Origin of the sequence: Streptomyces sp. TLI_053 (assembly GCF_900105395.1) — a bacterium.
GTDB lineage: Bacteria > Actinomycetota > Actinomycetes > Streptomycetales > Streptomycetaceae > Kitasatospora.
In genome coordinates, this window is the sequence record NZ_LT629775.1 from 3,911,368 (window position 1) to 3,926,491 (window position 15,124).

Sequence of the window (15,124 nt, forward strand, 5' to 3'; positions counted from 1 at the left end):
TCCTCACTCGCCGACCCGGAGCGGACTGTTGAGGTTGCCCCAGATCGCGTAACCGCCGTCGACGGTGATGGTCTGCCCGACGATCCAGGCGGCCTCGTCCAGGCAGAGCATGGCGACCACGTCGGCGCTGTTCTCGGGGGTGGTCATCCGTCCGTCCGCCCACGGGGAGACCGAGAGCTCGTGCCGCACCCCGTGGTTGAAGTCGGGCCGGACGCTGAAGACCCCGGTCTGCACCAGGCCCGGGCGGACGCAGTTGGTGACGATGCCGTGCGGTGCCAGTTCGTAGGACAGGAACTGGGTGAGGTTCTCCAGGGCGGCCTTGGCGGCGCCGAGCAGGCCGGCCCGCGGCACGATCCGGGTGGTGGTCGAGTTGGTGATGGTGATGAACCGGGCGCCGGGGCGGCCCTTCATCAACGGCACCGCGTGCTTGGCGAGCAGCCAGGTGGACCGGGCGTTGGTGTCCTGGACGAACTGCCACTGGCTGAGGGTGGCGTTCTCCAGCAGGGAGAACTTGGTGGCCGCCGCGTTCTGGACCAGGATGTGCAGGTCACCGCCGTGGGCCTCGCCGACCTCGGCGAGCAGCTCCTCGGCGGCCGTCGCCTCGGACAGGTCGGCCCGGTGCAGGGTCACCTTGGCGCCGGACTCGGTGAGTTCGGCCGCGAGCTCCTTCGCGGGTCCGCCCCGGTCGACGTAGTTGATCGCGACGGTGGCGCCCCAGGCTGCGAGCTTGCGGCTGATGCCGGCGCCGATGCCGCGCGAGCCGCCGGTGACCAGGGCCACCCGGCCCTCCAGCGGCCGGGGTGCCAGCGGCCCGGGCAGCGGGGCGGCCGGCGGGTTGTTCGTGGTGCCGTCGGTCATCGTTCTGTCCTCTCGCTGGTCCGGGCGGGGGCGGTGGCCGCCTGCGCCGGTTCGGTGACGGGTCCCGGGGCGGCCGGGTCCGGGGCGGTCGCGACGGCCGCGGCGCGGCGCAGCACCACCACGCTCATCCGGCCGATCGCGTAGGTCCGGTCGTTGTCGTCGTGCACCCGCCGGGTGGACTCGACCAGCCCGAGCCGGTCGTCGATCTCGACGGACCGGCCGGTGCGGGTGGTGAACCAGAACGGGGTGTCGGGGTAGAGCGGGCGGACGAAGTCCCAGGCCAGGGTCCGCAGGCCGACGACCGCGGCCGGCGAGCCGTGCTGGACCACCCAGCCTGAGGTGATCGAGTGGATGAAGCCACCGGGCACGATCCGCCGGGCGCGGTCGAGGGCCCGGGCGAAGGCGTCGTCGTCGTGGACGGGGTGCTTCTCGCCCATCAGGTCGAGCAGGCGGTCGAGCAGGTCGCCGCCGAAGACCAGCGGACCGAACCGGTGGTCGGGCGCGCCCACCAGGTCCTCCCAGTACTTCACGCCGGCACCCCCGCCCGGCGCGGCCTGGCCCCGGCGGCGGCCCGCATCACCAGCCGGCCGCCGTCCACCGTGAAGGTCTGGCCCTGGATGTAGTCGGCCTCCTCGCCGGCCAGGAAGGCGACCAGGCCGGAGATGTCCTCGGGCAGGCCCCAGCGGGTGCTGGCGCCGTCCGAGCCGAGCCGCTCGGCGACGGCGTCGGTCATCTCCGTGCGCACCTTGCCGGGGGCGACGGTGTTGATCCGGATGCCCTTGCGGCCGACCTCGACCGCCAGCGTCCGGGTGAGCGCCTCCAGCCCGCCCTTGGCGGCGGCGTAGGCGCTCTGGCCGGGGCCGGGGATCCGCACGGAGTTGGACGAGATGTTGACGATCCGGCCCCAGCCCTGGTCGAGCATCAGCGGGAGGACCTCGCGGCAGGTCAGGAAGGGGCCGGTCAGGTTGATCCGGAGCACCCGTTCCCAGTGCGCGGTCGGGGTGGCGGCGACCAGCCGGTCGTCGATCACGGCCGCGTTGTTGACCAGGACGTGCAGCGCGCCCTCCTGGTCGGCGATCCGCTCGACCAGGTCGACGACCTGCTTCTCGTCCGCGACGTCGGCGCGGTGGGCGACCGCCCGGCCGCCGGCCGCCGCGACGGCGGCGACGACGTTCCGGGCGGACTCCTCGGCCTCGCGGTAGACCAGGTGCACGGTCAGCCCGTCGGCCGCCAGGCGGTGCACGACGGCCGCGCCGATCCCGCGCGAGCCGCCCGTCACCAGGGCGATCCGGCCGGCGCCGGACGTGCCGCCGGGCCGCTCGGACCCGCCGGGCCGCTCAGACACCCTGGGCCGCCGCGACCGCGGCCAGGATCGAGCCGACCGTGCGGCGGTGCTCGGCCGCGGTCTCGTTCCAGTGGTCCAGGTCGAAGTCGACGCCGAGCCGGCGGTTGATTTTCCGGGCCAGCTGGAGAAGGTCCAGGGAATCCAGCCCGAGGTCCTCGACCACCGAGTCGGCCGGGGTGATCGGCTGTCCTTCCAGTCCGGATTTGACGTCCTTGAGCAGCTCGACCAGGACGTTGAAATCGGTGTTTTCCGTGGGCGGCATAATGTCTCCTCCGAGAGTTCCGAAATACTGCTGCGGACGCCGCCAATGCCAACAGACCGGTAAAGCACTTCGCAAGGGCCACTCATCCCTCCGGCGCCGGACAACCGCCTCGGAGGAACGCCCTCCGGACCTCTCTTCAGCCAGGCCAGGACGGCGGAACCCGTCCCACCGGATTCCGGACGAATTGAATCAACCGCTCCTGACAAGCCCCTGTGGTGGCAACTTCTACAACATCCGGGGACGCAAAGAAGAAGCAAAGGGGATTGACCTTGGGAGAACTCGATGACTACCGTGGTCGCACCCTTACGTGTACCACCCGGAACGTCATTCGAGGCGATTCACGACATCGCATCGCAGTCGGCTGGCCGAACCGGTCGGACCAGGTTCCGGCCGTTACCGGGAACGACGGCCGACCGGGCGGCACGCCGTGGGGAGGGCGGCAATGGCGCGACGCAAGAAGGCGGTGCCCGCGGCGGCACCGCACTACGAACTGGCCCAGTGGCTGCGCGCCCTGCGCGCGGAGTCCGGCCTCACCTACCGGCAGATGGCCGACCGGATCGCCCGCTCGGGGTGTTCGCCGGCCACCCTGTCCCGGGCCGACAGCGGTTCCGCCCTGCCCCGGCTGGGGGTGGTCGAGGCCTACGCGGCGGCCTGCGGGGCCTCGGTCCGCGAGGCGCGGCAGCGCTGGGAACGGGCGGCCACCGGCACGGGCACGGCGTCCGCGCGCGCGGAACGGCGGCCGGGCGCGGCGGCGGCCGGCGGGCGGGCCCGAAGACTCGAGCTGGTCTACGAGCCGGCCCATCTGCTGGAGGCGATGCACCGGCTGCGGCTGGCGGCCGGACAGCCCTCGCTGCGCGAACTCCAGGAGCGGGCCCGGACCGGCGGCTTCGGCGCGCTGCCGCGCAGCACCCTGGCGGACGTGCTGGGCGGGCTCCGGATGCCCTCGGAACCGCTGCTGGTCACCTACGTCCGCTGCTGCGGCATCCCGGGGGACCGGATCGCCGCCTGGCGCGCGGCCTGGTTCCGGGCGGTCGGCAGTTGCGGGCCGGCCGTGGTTCCGGCCGCCGTCGCCCGGGTGCGCTCGCTACCGCGGCACCGGACCCGCTACGGCGGTCAGGAGCCGGCCGCGGCCGCCGCCTCGGCGTAGAGCGCCGCGACGGTGTGGTCGAAGTAGGCGCTGTAGGAGGTGTCGTCGGTGTCGCCGCCCTGCTGGTAGCCGCCGATGGCGCCGACGACGTGGCCGGTGGCGGTGGAGATCCAGGGTCCGCCGCTGGTGCCGCCGGGGTAGTCCGGGCAGTCGACGACCCGCTGGTAGGCGCTCTGCCGGCCGGTGGTGTTGGTGCACAGCAGGGGCTGCTCGCCCCCCGCGGGGTAGCCGTAGAGCCGGACGGTGGCGCCGAACGGCTCGTCGGTGCCGAGGGTGTTGCCGCCGACCACGTCCTCGACCCGGCGGCCGCTGTCGTCCGCGGCGGTCTCCAGGACGGCGAAGTCCTCGTCCTGGTCACCGCCGCGGGACCAGCCGGTGGTGGTGTGCACGGCGGTGACCCGCCAGGTGCCGTACGGGGCCCTGCCGTCGCGGTAGCCCGGGGCGAAGGTGACGCCGCCCGGGTCGTCCAGGCAGTGGGCGGCGGTGAGCAGCAGGTTGCCGGTGGCGCTGTGCAGCACGCTGGCGGTGCAGAAGTGGTTGCCCGGGCGGACGGTGCCGGTGAACAGGGCGCCGACGGTGGCCGCCTCGGGGGTGGCCGGGGCGGTGGCGGTGGTGCCGAGCGGCCCGTCGGCGGGGGTGGGGGCGGCCGTCGTGGGCGCGGGCGTGGCGGTGGGCGTGGGCGTGGCGGTGGGCGTGGGCGTGGCCGACCCGGTGACCGGGTCCGGCGCCGAGGGGCCCGGGGGCTCCGACGGCTCCGCGGAGGCCGACGGCTCGGTGCCGGCGACCGGGACGGCGGCGGGGACGGTGGGGGTACCCGGGACCGGCGGCGCGACGGCGGCCGAGGTGGCCGGGGAGGCGACGGCGGTGGCCCGCGGGGTCAGGCTGTGGGTGCCCACCACCACGGCCGCCACGGTGAGCACGGAGAGGGCCGTGGTGACCAGGGTCGGCGCCAGGAGACGGCGGCGACGGGGGGTACGGCGGCGGTGCTGGCCCATGCTCGGTCGGCTCCTGCCCTGGTCGGCGGCGGTGCGAGGTCGGTCCCGACTATGGCGCCCCGAACTGGGAGGGTGGTGATGCGTCGCTGGGAACGGCATGAGAATTCAGCCGGTCGCCCCCGTCCGGGAGGTCCGCGGGCGGGGGCGACGGATCGGGTCAGGTGGCCCGTTGTTGCTGGTGGGCCGGGGTCTGGGCCGGTGCGCCGGCGCTCGCCGGGGCCTCGGCGGCGGTGCCGGTCGCCCCGGTGGCCTCGCCCGGCGCGGGCCGGTGGTCGATCATCACGAAGGCGATCACCGCGGCCAGCAGCAGGATGCCCATGGCCACCCAGGTGGCGATCACGTAGCCGTGCACCGCGCCCTGGGCCTGGACCGCCGGGTCCCCGGCGGTGGTGATCCGGGCGGCGAGCCAGCTCGCGGTGGCGCTGGCCGCGATGGTGTTGAGCAGTGCGGTGCCGAAGGAGCCGCCGACCTGCTGGGCCGAGTTGATGGTGGCCGAGGCCGCGCCGGCCTCGTTCGGCGCGACACCGAGGGTGGCCAGGCTCATCGACGGCATGAAGATCAGGCCCATGCCGAAGCCGAGCAGCAGTTCGGCGGGCAGCACCATGCCGGCCCAGGGGCTGTCCACCTTCATCTGGGTCAGCCAGGCCATGCCGGCGGCGGCGAGCAGCAGCCCCGGACCGATCAGGTTGCGGGACGGCACCCTGGTCATCAGCCGGGCCGCGAAACCGGTGGAGCTGATGATGATGGCCGCCGTCATCGGCAGGAAGGAGACCCCGGACATCACCGGCGAGAAGTGTTTGATGACCTGGAGGTAGTAGGTCAGGAACAGGAACAGGCCGAACATGCCGATCATCGCCAGGCCGACCGAGAGGGCACCGCCGCCGCGGTTGCGCTCGGCCACGATGTGCAGCGGCAGCAGCGCGTGCGGGGTGCGCTTCTCGACCAGGACGAACACCACGAGCAGCAGCACGCCGAGCCCCAGCGAGCCGAGCACCAGCCAGTCGCCCCAGCCGCGGGTGACGGCCTCGGAGGTCCCGTAGACGATGGCGAGCAGACCGCCGCAGCCGAGCACGGCGCCGGGCAGGTCGAGTCTGGTCCGGGTGTCCTTGCCGATGTGGTCGCGGGTCAGCACGGAGAACGCCGCGAAGGCGGTGGCGATCGCGATCGGGGTGTTCACGAACAGGCACCAGCGCCAGTTCAGGTACTCCGTGAGCAGACCGCCGAGGAGCAGGCCGATCGCGGCGCCGCCGCCGGCGATCGCGCCGAAGATGCCGAAGGCGGTGCTCCGCTCCTTGGGATCCGTGAAGGTCGTGGAGAGCAGTCCCAGGGCGGACGGGGCGAGCAGCGCGCCGAAGGCGCCCTGGAGGGCGCGGGCGGCGAAGAGCATGGTCGGGCCGTTGGCGGCGCCGCCGATCGCCGAGGCGAGGGCGAAGCCGAGCAGGCCGATGGTGAAGACGCGCTTGCGGCCGAAGAGGTCGCCGAGCCGGCCGCCGAGGAGCAGGAGTCCGCCGAAGGCCAGCGTGTAGGCGGTGATCACCCACTGGCGGTCGGCGTCCGAGATCCCGAGATCCTTCTGGGCCGACGGGAGGGCGATGTTCACGATGGTGATGTCGAGGACGATCATCAGCTGGGCGATGGCGATGACGGCCAGGGCCCACCAGCGGCGGGAACCCGCCGTTCCATGACCGGTGGCAGCTTGGGCTTGGGAGGACACTGGGGGAGCCTTTCCGGAGAGGTGCGGGAAGGTCACGCAGTCGTCTTCAAGCCAAACTCGCCTCGCGGCGAATGGCAAGGAAAAAGCTCACCAAATCGGTTGAAATGGGACCAAAGAACCAGATCGACCGGGACTGCGGCCCGGGGCCCCGGGACATGCCCGGGACCCCGCGCCGCGATCGGACGGCACGGAGGCCGCCGGACCGGACTACAGCGCGGACAGCTCCGCGACCAGGTCGTCCAGGCCCAGCGAGCCCTGCGACAGCGCCGCCATGTGCCAGGCCTTGAGGTCGAACACCTCGCCGCGCGCCTCGTGCGCCGCCCGGGCCGCCGCCCGGCCGCGCAGCCAGGCCCGCTCGCCCAGCTTGTAGCCGATCGCCTGACCGGGCAGGCCCAGGTAGCGGACCAGCTCGCTGTCCAGGAAGTCGGCGGACAGCCCGCAGTAGCGGCCGAAGAACTCACGGGCGGCGTCCGGCTCGACCCGCTCCCCCGGGCGGTACGGCGAGTCGGCCGGGAAGTCCAGTCCGGCGTGCATGCCGATGTCGACGATGACCCGCAGCGCCCGCATCATCTGCGCGTTGAGGTAGCCGAGCCGGTGGCCCGGGTCGGTGAGGTAGCCGAGCTCGTCCATCAGGCGCTCGGCGTAGAGCGCCCAGCCCTCCAGGTTGGCGCTCACCCCGCCGAGGCTGACCTGGTAGGTGGAGAGCCGGTCCGCGACGTAGTTCCACTGCGCGAGCTGCAGGTGGTGGCCGGGGACGCCCTCGTGGTACCAGGTCGAGACGAGGTCCCACTCCGGGAAGCGCTCGCGGCCGAGGGTGGGCAGCCAGGTCCGGCCGGGACGGCTGAAGTCCAGCGAGGGGGCCGTGTAGTACGGCGCGGCGGCGCTGCCGGCCGGGGCGATCCGGGACTCGACCCGGGTGATCGGCTCGGCCAGGTCGAAGTGGATGCCCTGGAGGTCGGCGATCGCGCCGTCCATCAGCCCCTGCAGGAACTCACGGGCGGCCTCGGCACCGAACCGCGCGGGACCGTCGGTCTCCAGCCACTTCATCGCCTGCATCGGGTCGGCGCCCGGCCGCACCTTCTCGGCCTCGGTGCGCATCTGGGCCAGCAGGTCGTGGAACTCCTGCCAGGCCCAGGCGTAGGCCTCGTCGAGATCGAGGTCGGCACCGGTCCAGTAGCGCACCCAGCGGCCGTAGCGCTCGCGGCCGACGGTGTCCGGGGCACCGGCCGCGGCCGGTCCGTAGACCTCGCCCAGCCAGTCCCGCAGGGCCGCCAGGCCCTCGGCGGCGGCGGTCGCGCGCGCGGACAGCTCGGCGCGCAGCGACTCGGGGGCCTCCTCGACCAGGTCGCCGAACCAGCCGCCCGGGGTGTCGCCGGCCAGCCACTCGCCGAGCTGGCCGATCACCGTGGTCACCTGGCGCGGGCCGGAGAGCAGGCCGCGCTCGATGCCCTCGGCGAGGGTCGCGCGGTACCCGGCGAGCGCCTCCGGCACCCGGGCCAGGCGGCGGCCGAGGATGGCCCACTGCTCCTCGGTGTCGGTGGGCATGAGGGTGAAGACGTCACGGAGGTTGTGCAGCGGGGAGCCCAGGTTGTGGACGGCCCGGAACCGCTCGCCCGCGTCGTGGACGGCGAGCTCGGCGACCAGCCGCTCGCGCAGCAGACGGGCACAGCGCCGTTCGGCCTCGTCCCGGGCGGCATCGGCCGCGGCGGCCGGGTCGAGCGCCGCCTCGGCCTCGTCGAGCCGGGCCAGGGTGGAGCGCCCGAGCTCCGCGATCGCCTCGGCACCGGCCGGGGAGAGGTCGGGGAGGCGGTCGTCCTCGGGGTTCAGGCCCAGATACACCGCGGTCAGCGGGTCGAGCTCGGCGAGGTCCCGCACGTAGGCGTCGGCGACACGGCGGGGGGTGATGCCGTCGGAGCTGATCAGTTCAACCATCCGGACATCATTTCGTGGCGCGCGCCGTTTGCAAGCCCCTACCCGGTGGCATGGACCGGCCAATTCGCTGCTGCCGGCGCACCCTCACCCGCCCGGGCGACGCCGCCACCGGCGCCGCAGCGCCCGACCCGGGTCCCACCTGGACCGTCCGTGTGCGAAGCGGAAGAAGCAGAGACCGATCAGTACGGCGCTGAAGTGCCCGAGGTCCGTGAACGTGTGCGAGACCACCAGGGGCACCAGGTAGAAGACGACGACCCCGGCACCGTAGAGCCACCGCCAGCCGCCCGCGAACCGGTAGGTGAGCACCGCGACCACCCCCGCCAGCGCGTACGAGACCCCGACGTCCACCGTCTCGGCCATGCTCCGCTGCAGGGTCCCCCGGACGATCCCCCAGGCGACCACGCCCTCGCTCACCAGGGTCGCCAGCACGTGCGCGGTCGCGGCCACCGCGAACCAGCGCGCGGTGCCCAGCCAGCGCTCGGCGTTGGCGTGGAACACGGTGAACAGCACCGCGTACAGCGGCCAGCTGGACGACTCGGTCCACAGCGCGCTGGCCACCAGGGCGTGCACCGGACGCGAGCGCAGCTGCTCCAGGTTGGTCGAGCGGGCGGCCAGGAACCAGTCCAGGGTGTGCTGGTCCATCCGGGCCACCACCAGGCTGGTCACCCCCAGCAGGAACAGCCACAGGTACGTCCCCGGCGCCGAGCGCACCCAGGCCAGGAGCGCCCCGCGCAGGCGGCGCGCGCGGGGCGGCCGTTCCAGCGTGTGCGCCATCCGGCGGGCCTCCTCGGCAGGGTGGCGGGGTGCGTCCCATCATCCTCGGCCGGAGCCCGGTGGAGCGCCTCCCGGGGCCTCCCCCGGCCCGCCCCGGCACCGGCCCCCGGGCGGGTCGTCCCGGGGCGCGGGCGACCGCCCGGACAGGCACAAACGCCCGTTCGGAAGATCGGTGCACACCCGGCTCCGATCCGGCCCGGGGCCGTTACGCTGACCGGCATGGAAGCCAGCTCAGCCCCCGTACCGCCGGCCCCCGAACCGGCCGCCAGACCGCGGCGCGCCGGGTACCGGCGGCTGCCGGTGCAGCAGCGGCGCGAGCAGCTGATCGCGGTGGCCCTGGAGCTGTTCGCGCACCGGGCGCCCGAGGAGGTCGGGCTGGACGACGTGGCGCAGGCCGCCGGGGCCTCCCGGCCGCTGGTGTACCGCTACTTCGCGGGCGGCAAGCAGCAGCTCTACGAGGCCGCGCTGCGCAGCGCGGCCGAGGAGCTCACCGGCCGGTTCGTGGTCCCGCTCGCCGGGACCCCGACCCAGCAGCTGTCCGCCGTCCTGGAGAGCTACTTCGCCTTCGTCGCCGAGCACGGCACCGGCTACTCGGCACTGCTGCGCGGCGGATCGGTGGTGGAGACGGCCCGCACCTCGGCGATCGTGGACGAGGTCCGGCGGGCGGCGCTGAAGCGCACGCTGCGCCACCTCGGGGTGCGGCAGGCCGGGCCCAGGCTGACCCTGCTGGTGCGCTCGTGGATCGCGGTGGTCGAGGGGGCCTCGCTGAGCTGGCTCGACGAGGGCCGGGAGGTCCCGGTGGACGAGCTGCGGGAGTGGCTGGTGGACCAGTTCGTGGCGATGGCGGCGGCGACCTCGCTGCACGACCCGCAGACCGCCGAGGTGCTGGCCGGGCTGCTGGCCCTGGAGGGCGCGGACTCGCCGCGGACGGCCCGGCTGCGGGCGGCGCTGGGCGGACCGGTCGGGTAGCGGCGCCGGATCTGCCGCCGGCCGAGCAGTGCGCCGGAGGCGCGGCCCGACCGAGTGGCCCGGCGCGGCGGGCCGGGTCCGGGGTACGGCGCGGCGGGCCGGGTACGGGGTACGGCCCGACCCCCGTGCCAAGGGTCGGGACGGCCGAGCACTACGCCTTGCCGAGGACCTGCCGCTGCCGGCCGAGCCCGTCGATCTCGATCTCGACGATGTCGCCGGGCGCCAGGTACGGCGTCCCCGGGCGGCCCAGGGTGACCCCGGCCGGGGTACCGGTGACGATCACGTCGCCCGGCTCCAGCACCATGAACTGGCTCGCGTAGCGGACCAGCTCCAGCACCGGGAAGACCATCCGCTCGGTGGAGCCGTCCTGGCGCAGCTCCCCGTTGACCCACAGCCGCAGCGGCAGCCGCTGCGGATCGGCCACCTCGTCGGTGGTGACCAGCCACGGGCCGAGCGGGGTGAAGGTCTCCGCCGACTTGCCCTTGTCCCACTGGCCGCCGCGCTCGAACTGGAAGGCCCGCTCGGTGACGTCGTTGGCGATGGTGTAGCCGGCGATCACCCCGGCCGCCGCCGCGTGGTCCGGCAGGTAGCGGGCCGTCCGGCCGATCACCACGGCCAGCTCGGCCTCGTAGTCGGTCTTCTCGCCGCCGCGCGGCACCAGCACCTCGTCGTACGGGCCGACCACGGTCGAGCCGGGCTTGAGGAAGATCACCGGTTCGTCCGGGATCGCCGCGCCCGCCTCGGCCGCGTGGTCCCGGTAGTTGAGGCCGATGCCGACCACCTTGCCGGGGCGCACCACCGGCGGACCGACCCGCTGCCCGCCGATCTCGGTCACCGGCAGCCGGCCGGCCGCCAGCCGCCCGGCCAGCGCGGCCGCGCCGTCACCGGCCAGCCCGGCGAGGAAGCCGCCGTCGATGTCCGCGGTCACCCCGGAGAGGTCGTACGCGGTGCCGTCCTGGCCCAGCGCGACCGGGCGTTCGGCGCCCGGCGGGCCGACGCGGAGAAGCTTCATCCGATCCCCACCTCCTAGTTCGTCGAATTCGTCGCAGCTCGCCGGGCTCCGGACCGGGCCGCCCGGAGGCGGCGCGGACCGTGCCCGGCCCCTGTGCTGCGAGGTATATCAACGGCGCGCCGCCCCGGACCAGACCGTCCCGATCGGCGAAATCCTCCCAACCGTCCGAGCCCGGCACCGGCCGCACTGGGCGGCCGTACGGTTGACAGCCGGCCAGCCGTCCTGCGGGGTGTCACGCCCGGGGCGAACACCCGGTCGAACGGGCAACCCGCGGGGCATGCTCGATCCCATGGAGATCACCCGCATCCGCCCCGAACTGACCGTCGTCAACCTGGACTTCGGCACCGTCTACCTCTGGCGCGACGAGGACGGCTCGCTCACCCTGATCGACACCGGCACCGTCGGACAGGCCGACACCATCGAGAAGGCGATCCGCGCCGACGGCGCCGACCCGGCCGCGCTGCGCAGCATCGTGCTCACCCACTACCACGAGGACCACGCCGGATCGGCGGCCGAACTCTCCCGGCGGCTGGGCGCCGAGGTGGTGGCCCACCGGCTGGAGGCCCCGGTGCTCCGGGGCGAGCAGCAGCCCCGGCCGATGGTGCTGAGCCCCTTCGAGCAGGAGATCTGGGACAGCCTGCCGAAGCTGCCGCCCGCCCCGCCGTGCGCGGTCGACCGCGAGGTGGCCGGCGGCGAGGTGCTCGGCTTCGGCGGCGGCGCGGTGGTGGTGCACGTACCGGGCCACACGGACGGCTCGATCGCACTGCACCTGCCGGAGCGGGGTGTGCTGTTCACCGGGGACCTCGCCGCCAACGTCGAGCGGCGGACCATGCCCGGCGTCTTCAACGCCGATCCGGCGCTGGCCGTGGAGTCCTTCCGCCGGCTGTCGGAGCTGGAGGCCGACACCGTGCTGTTCGGGCACGGCGAGCCGATCGCCGAGGGCGGCTCAGCCGCGCTGCGCCGGGCCGTCGAGCAGCTCGGCCAGCACTAGCGGCCGGGCCGGGTCGGGCGCGGCGCCGGCGCTCTCGCGCTCCCACCGCTCGAGGTCCCGCCCGACGTCCTCGCGGGCCCGGGGGTGGCCGTCCAGTGCGGGCAGCAGCTCGCGCAGCAGGGCGACGGCCGCCCCCGGCCGGCCCGAGCGGGCCAGCCACAGCGCCAGGTCGTGGCAGGTGCGCAGGGTCCGGGGATCGTCCGCTCCGAAGGCCCGGGCGAACTGCGGGATCAGGGCGACGAGTTGCTCGGCGGCCCGCTCGGGCGAGCCGGCCGCGCCGCGCCGCCAGGCGTCGTCGGCCTTCTGCCGCAGCGCCTCCGGGTCGGTGCCGCCCTTGCGGTCCCGCAGCGCCTTGAGGTCGCGCAGCCGCTGCCGGACCTCGGCGGCGTCGGCGGGCCGGTCCTCCGCGTTCTTGGCGAGCAGCTGGAGGATCAGCCGGTCCAGGGCCGGGTCGCCGGTGGCCGGGGGCAGCGGCTGCTCGTGGAGGTGCGCGTACATCATGGTGACGGCCTGGTCGGCGTTGAACGGGCGGCGGCCGGTGCACAGCTGGTAGAGCACCACGCCGAGGGCGTAGAGGTCGGCCCGGCCGTCGATCCGCAGACCCGCCCAGCACTCCGGCGCCAGGTACACCGGCGTGCCGATGACCACGTCGGTGGAGGTGAGTCCGCCGGCGGCGGGCTGGGAGAGCAGCCGGGCGATGCCGAAGTCCAGCACCTTGGCCTCGCCGCTGTCGGTGATCATGATGTTCTCGGGCTTGATGTCCCGGTGCACCACACCGTTGCGGTGCGCGGCGTCCAGCGCCTTGCAGATCTGCCGCACCCAGCGCAGCGAGACCGCCGGCTCCGGCAGGCCGTCGCGCATCACCTGGGCCAGCGAGCGGCCCCGGACCAGCTCCATCACCAGGTAGTGGGTCGACCGGACGCCGTCCTGCATCCGCCCGTAGTCGTAGAGGGTGACGATGTGCGGGTTGGACAGCCCGCCGACCGTCCTGGCCTCGCGGACGAACCGGCCGACCGCCTCCTCGTCGCCCGCCTTCTCGTCGGAGAGCAGCTTGAGCGCGACCGCCCGCCCGATGGTCTCGTCGTGGGCGGCCCAGACCACACCGAACCCGCCCCGGCCCAGCTCCCGGTCCAGCCGGTAGCGGCCGCCCACGACATCGCCCGCCTGCATGCGTTCCCCCACCAAGTCCGCCGGAATCGAACACCGTTCATCCTGACCGGGTCACGATAGCGGCGGGGAGCGGCACCCGGGTGAACGACCCCGGGACCGCTCCCCCGCTGCGGTTCCGGGGCCGCCCCCGGGCCCTCGCTACGGCTGCTTGGGCTTGGGCAGGCCGACCGGGTTGACCTCCGAGGCGGGCACCGCCTCGGCGTCCAGGCCCCAGCGCTTCAGCACCTGGGCGTAGCTGCCGTTCCTGATCACCTCGTTGATCGCCCCGTTCAGTGCCCCGACCAGGCCGCTGTCCTTCTTCGTGGTGGCCCCGATCTTGCCGAGCACCTCGGCGCCGCCGCCGGAGTAGGTGCCGATCACCTCGGTCTCGCCGCTCTGCACGGCGTGGAAGGCGGCCACCGGGTTGGGGCCGACGTAGGCGTCGATCCGGCCGGAGGAGAGCGCCAGGTAGTAGTCCGAGGAGTTCTGGAAGTACTTGATGTCGGCCGGCTTCAGGCCGTTCTTGGTGTTCTCCTCGTTCCAGGCGATCAGCAGCTTCTCCTGGTTGGTGCCGGAGGCGACGGCGACGGTCCTCCCGGCGATGTCCTCGGGCCCGGTGACCTTCCAGCCGGTGCCCTTCTTCGCCTCGAAGCCGAGGACGTCCAGCCGGTAGGTGGCGAAGTCGTACTTCTCCTTCCGCGCCTCGGTGACGGTGATGTTGGAGATGCCGACGTCGTACTTGCCGCTGTCCAGGCCGACGAAGATGTTCTCCCAGGAGACCGGGTTGAACTCCACCTCGAGGCCGAGCACATTGCCGATCAGCGAGGCGATGTCCGGCTCGACGCCGATCACCGTCCGGTCGTCGTCGGCGTAGAAGTCCAGCGGTGGCGTGGTGCCGAGCGAGTCGACCACGGTCAGCGTCCCGCGTCTCCTGATCTCCTCCGGCACCAGGGCGGCCAGGGCGTCCACCTTGGGCGTGGTCACCCGGTTCTGCCGCGGGGTGAGGTTCACCGCGGTGCCGTCCGGGGCGGTGCCGCCCTTGGCGGGAGCGAGGTCCGCCGCCGCGTCCGTGGAGCTGCCGCAGGCGGCCAGGGTGAGGGAGGCGGCGAGCGCGGCGGCGGTCACGAGGGCGCGACGGGGTAGGGACACGGCGGAACTCCTGCGGGTGAAGGGGGAAGGGGGGAAGGGGGTGGGTGGACTCAGAGGACCTTGGCCAGGAAGGCCCTGGTCCGCTCGTGCTTCGGCTCGTCCAGGACGGCCCGCGGCGGGCCCTGCTCGACCACGACGCCGCCGTCCATGAAGACCACGGTGTCGGCGACCTCGCGGGCGAAGCCGATCTCGTGGGTCACCACGATCATCGTGGTGCCGGCCCGGGCGAGGTCCTTGACGACGTCGAGCACCTCGCCGACCAGCTCCGGGTCCAGCGCCGAGGTCGGCTCGTCGAACAGCAGCACCTTGGGCTCCAGCGCCAGCGCCCGGGCGATCGCCACCCGCTGCTGCTGGCCGCCGGAGAGCTGCCGGGGGTAGGCGTCCGCCTTGTCGGCCAGGCCCACCCGCTCCAGCAGCTCCCGCGCCCCGGCCCGGGCCTCGGCCTTCGGCCGGCGCAGGGCGCTGACCGGCGCCTCGACGATGTTCTCCAGCACGGTGAGGTGCGGGAAGAGGTTGAAGTTCTGGAACACGAAGCCGATGCCGGTCCGCTGGCGCAGGACCTCGCGCTCCTTGAGCTCGTGCAGCTTGTCCCCGGACCGGCGGTAGCCGATCAGCTCGCCGTCGATCGCGACGAAGCCGCGGTCGACCTTCTCCAGGTGGTTGATCGCGCGCAGCAGGGTCGACTTTCCGGAGCCGGACGGCCCGAGCACCACCGTCACCGAGCCGGCCGGGACGTCGAGGTCGACGCCGCGCAGCACCGCGTTCGGACCGAAGCTCTTCCACAGGCCGCGGACCTGCACCATCGACGGTGCGGCGGCCGGCCCGAC

15 protein-coding genes are annotated in these 15,124 nt (G+C 73.9%); 3 read left to right on the top strand and 12 right to left on the bottom strand.

The window, feature by feature from the left end:
• Positions 1 to 3 precede the first annotated feature (3 nt).
• From BLU95_RS15490 to BLU95_RS42275, 4 genes are read right to left on the bottom strand one after another with little or no spacing between them, the layout of a single operon-like run.
• Positions 4 to 858, bottom strand: coding sequence for an SDR family NAD(P)-dependent oxidoreductase (locus BLU95_RS15490; protein ID WP_093860530.1), 855 nt, complete (start codon positions 856 to 858; stop codon positions 4 to 6).
• Positions 855 to 1,388: a MaoC family dehydratase gene (locus BLU95_RS15495; RefSeq protein ID WP_093860531.1), complete on the bottom strand. Its 534-nt coding sequence runs from the start codon at positions 1,386 to 1,388 to the stop codon at positions 855 to 857. The genes BLU95_RS15490 and BLU95_RS15495 overlap by 4 nt, the downstream gene beginning before the upstream one ends.
• On the bottom strand, positions 1,385 to 2,203 hold the full coding sequence (locus BLU95_RS15500) for an SDR family NAD(P)-dependent oxidoreductase (RefSeq protein WP_159424893.1): 819 nt from the start codon (positions 2,201 to 2,203) through the stop codon (positions 1,385 to 1,387). Before BLU95_RS15500 ends, BLU95_RS15495 begins: the two co-directional genes overlap by 4 nt.
• Positions 2,196 to 2,465 (bottom strand): phosphopantetheine-binding protein, encoded by a 270-nt coding sequence (locus BLU95_RS42275; RefSeq protein ID WP_159424894.1) that lies wholly within the window; start codon positions 2,463 to 2,465, stop codon positions 2,196 to 2,198. The genes BLU95_RS15500 and BLU95_RS42275 overlap by 8 nt, the downstream gene beginning before the upstream one ends.
• Positions 2,466 to 2,907: 442 nt before the next feature.
• On the opposite strand from BLU95_RS42275, the gene BLU95_RS15505 reads away from it, so the two are divergent.
• Positions 2,908 to 3,612 (top strand): helix-turn-helix domain-containing protein, encoded by a 705-nt coding sequence (locus BLU95_RS15505; protein ID WP_093860533.1) that lies wholly within the window; start codon positions 2,908 to 2,910, stop codon positions 3,610 to 3,612.
• Here BLU95_RS15505 and BLU95_RS45090 read toward each other — a convergent pair.
• From BLU95_RS45090 to BLU95_RS15525, 4 genes are all read right to left on the bottom strand, one after another.
• Complete coding sequence (locus BLU95_RS45090; RefSeq protein ID WP_093860534.1) at positions 3,579 to 4,607, bottom strand: trypsin-like serine peptidase; 1,029 nt, start codon at positions 4,605 to 4,607, stop codon at positions 3,579 to 3,581. The two genes, BLU95_RS15505 and BLU95_RS45090, sit on opposite strands and share 34 nt — an antisense overlap.
• Before the next feature lie 157 nt (positions 4,608 to 4,764).
• Positions 4,765 to 6,231, bottom strand: a complete 1,467-nt coding sequence (locus BLU95_RS15515) for an MFS transporter (RefSeq protein WP_231978768.1) — start codon at positions 6,229 to 6,231, stop codon at positions 4,765 to 4,767.
• 297 nt (positions 6,232 to 6,528) lie between these two features.
• A complete protein-coding gene (locus tag BLU95_RS15520) occupies positions 6,529 to 8,253 on the bottom strand; it encodes a DUF885 domain-containing protein (protein WP_093860536.1) in 1,725 nt (574 codons plus the stop codon).
• Positions 8,254 to 8,337: 84 nt separating this feature from the next.
• Positions 8,338 to 9,027, bottom strand: coding sequence for a rhomboid-like protein (locus BLU95_RS15525; RefSeq protein WP_093860537.1), 690 nt, complete (start codon positions 9,025 to 9,027; stop codon positions 8,338 to 8,340).
• Between the two features lie 219 nt (positions 9,028 to 9,246).
• Between BLU95_RS15525 and BLU95_RS15530 the strand changes: the two genes are divergently transcribed.
• A complete protein-coding gene (locus tag BLU95_RS15530; RefSeq protein ID WP_093860538.1) occupies positions 9,247 to 9,996 on the top strand; it encodes a TetR/AcrR family transcriptional regulator in 750 nt (249 codons plus the stop codon).
• Positions 9,997 to 10,147: 151 nt separating this feature from the next.
• On the opposite strand, the gene BLU95_RS15535 is transcribed toward BLU95_RS15530, so the two are convergent.
• Positions 10,148 to 11,008 (bottom strand): fumarylacetoacetate hydrolase family protein, encoded by an 861-nt coding sequence (locus tag BLU95_RS15535; protein WP_093860539.1) that lies wholly within the window; start codon positions 11,006 to 11,008, stop codon positions 10,148 to 10,150.
• 289 nt (positions 11,009 to 11,297) lie between these two features.
• On the opposite strand from BLU95_RS15535, the gene BLU95_RS15540 reads away from it, so the two are divergent.
• Positions 11,298 to 11,999 carry an MBL fold metallo-hydrolase gene (locus BLU95_RS15540; RefSeq protein WP_093864895.1) on the top strand — a complete coding sequence of 234 codons (702 nt, stop codon included), beginning with the start codon at positions 11,298 to 11,300 and terminating at the stop codon, positions 11,997 to 11,999.
• On the opposite strand, the gene BLU95_RS15545 is transcribed toward BLU95_RS15540, so the two are convergent.
• From BLU95_RS15545 to BLU95_RS15555, 3 genes are all read right to left on the bottom strand, one after another.
• Positions 11,955 to 13,169, bottom strand: coding sequence for a serine/threonine-protein kinase (locus tag BLU95_RS15545; RefSeq protein WP_093860540.1), 1,215 nt, complete (start codon positions 13,167 to 13,169; stop codon positions 11,955 to 11,957). The genes BLU95_RS15540 and BLU95_RS15545 overlap by 45 nt on opposite strands.
• A 138-nt stretch (positions 13,170 to 13,307) precedes the next feature.
• Positions 13,308 to 14,297 (bottom strand): ABC transporter substrate-binding protein, encoded by a 990-nt coding sequence (locus tag BLU95_RS15550; RefSeq protein WP_093860541.1) that lies wholly within the window; start codon positions 14,295 to 14,297, stop codon positions 13,308 to 13,310.
• A gap of 50 nt (positions 14,298 to 14,347) precedes the next feature.
• Positions 14,348 to 15,100: an amino acid ABC transporter ATP-binding protein gene (locus BLU95_RS15555; RefSeq protein WP_093864896.1), complete on the bottom strand. Its 753-nt coding sequence runs from the start codon at positions 15,098 to 15,100 to the stop codon at positions 14,348 to 14,350.
• Positions 15,101 to 15,124 lie beyond the last annotated feature (24 nt).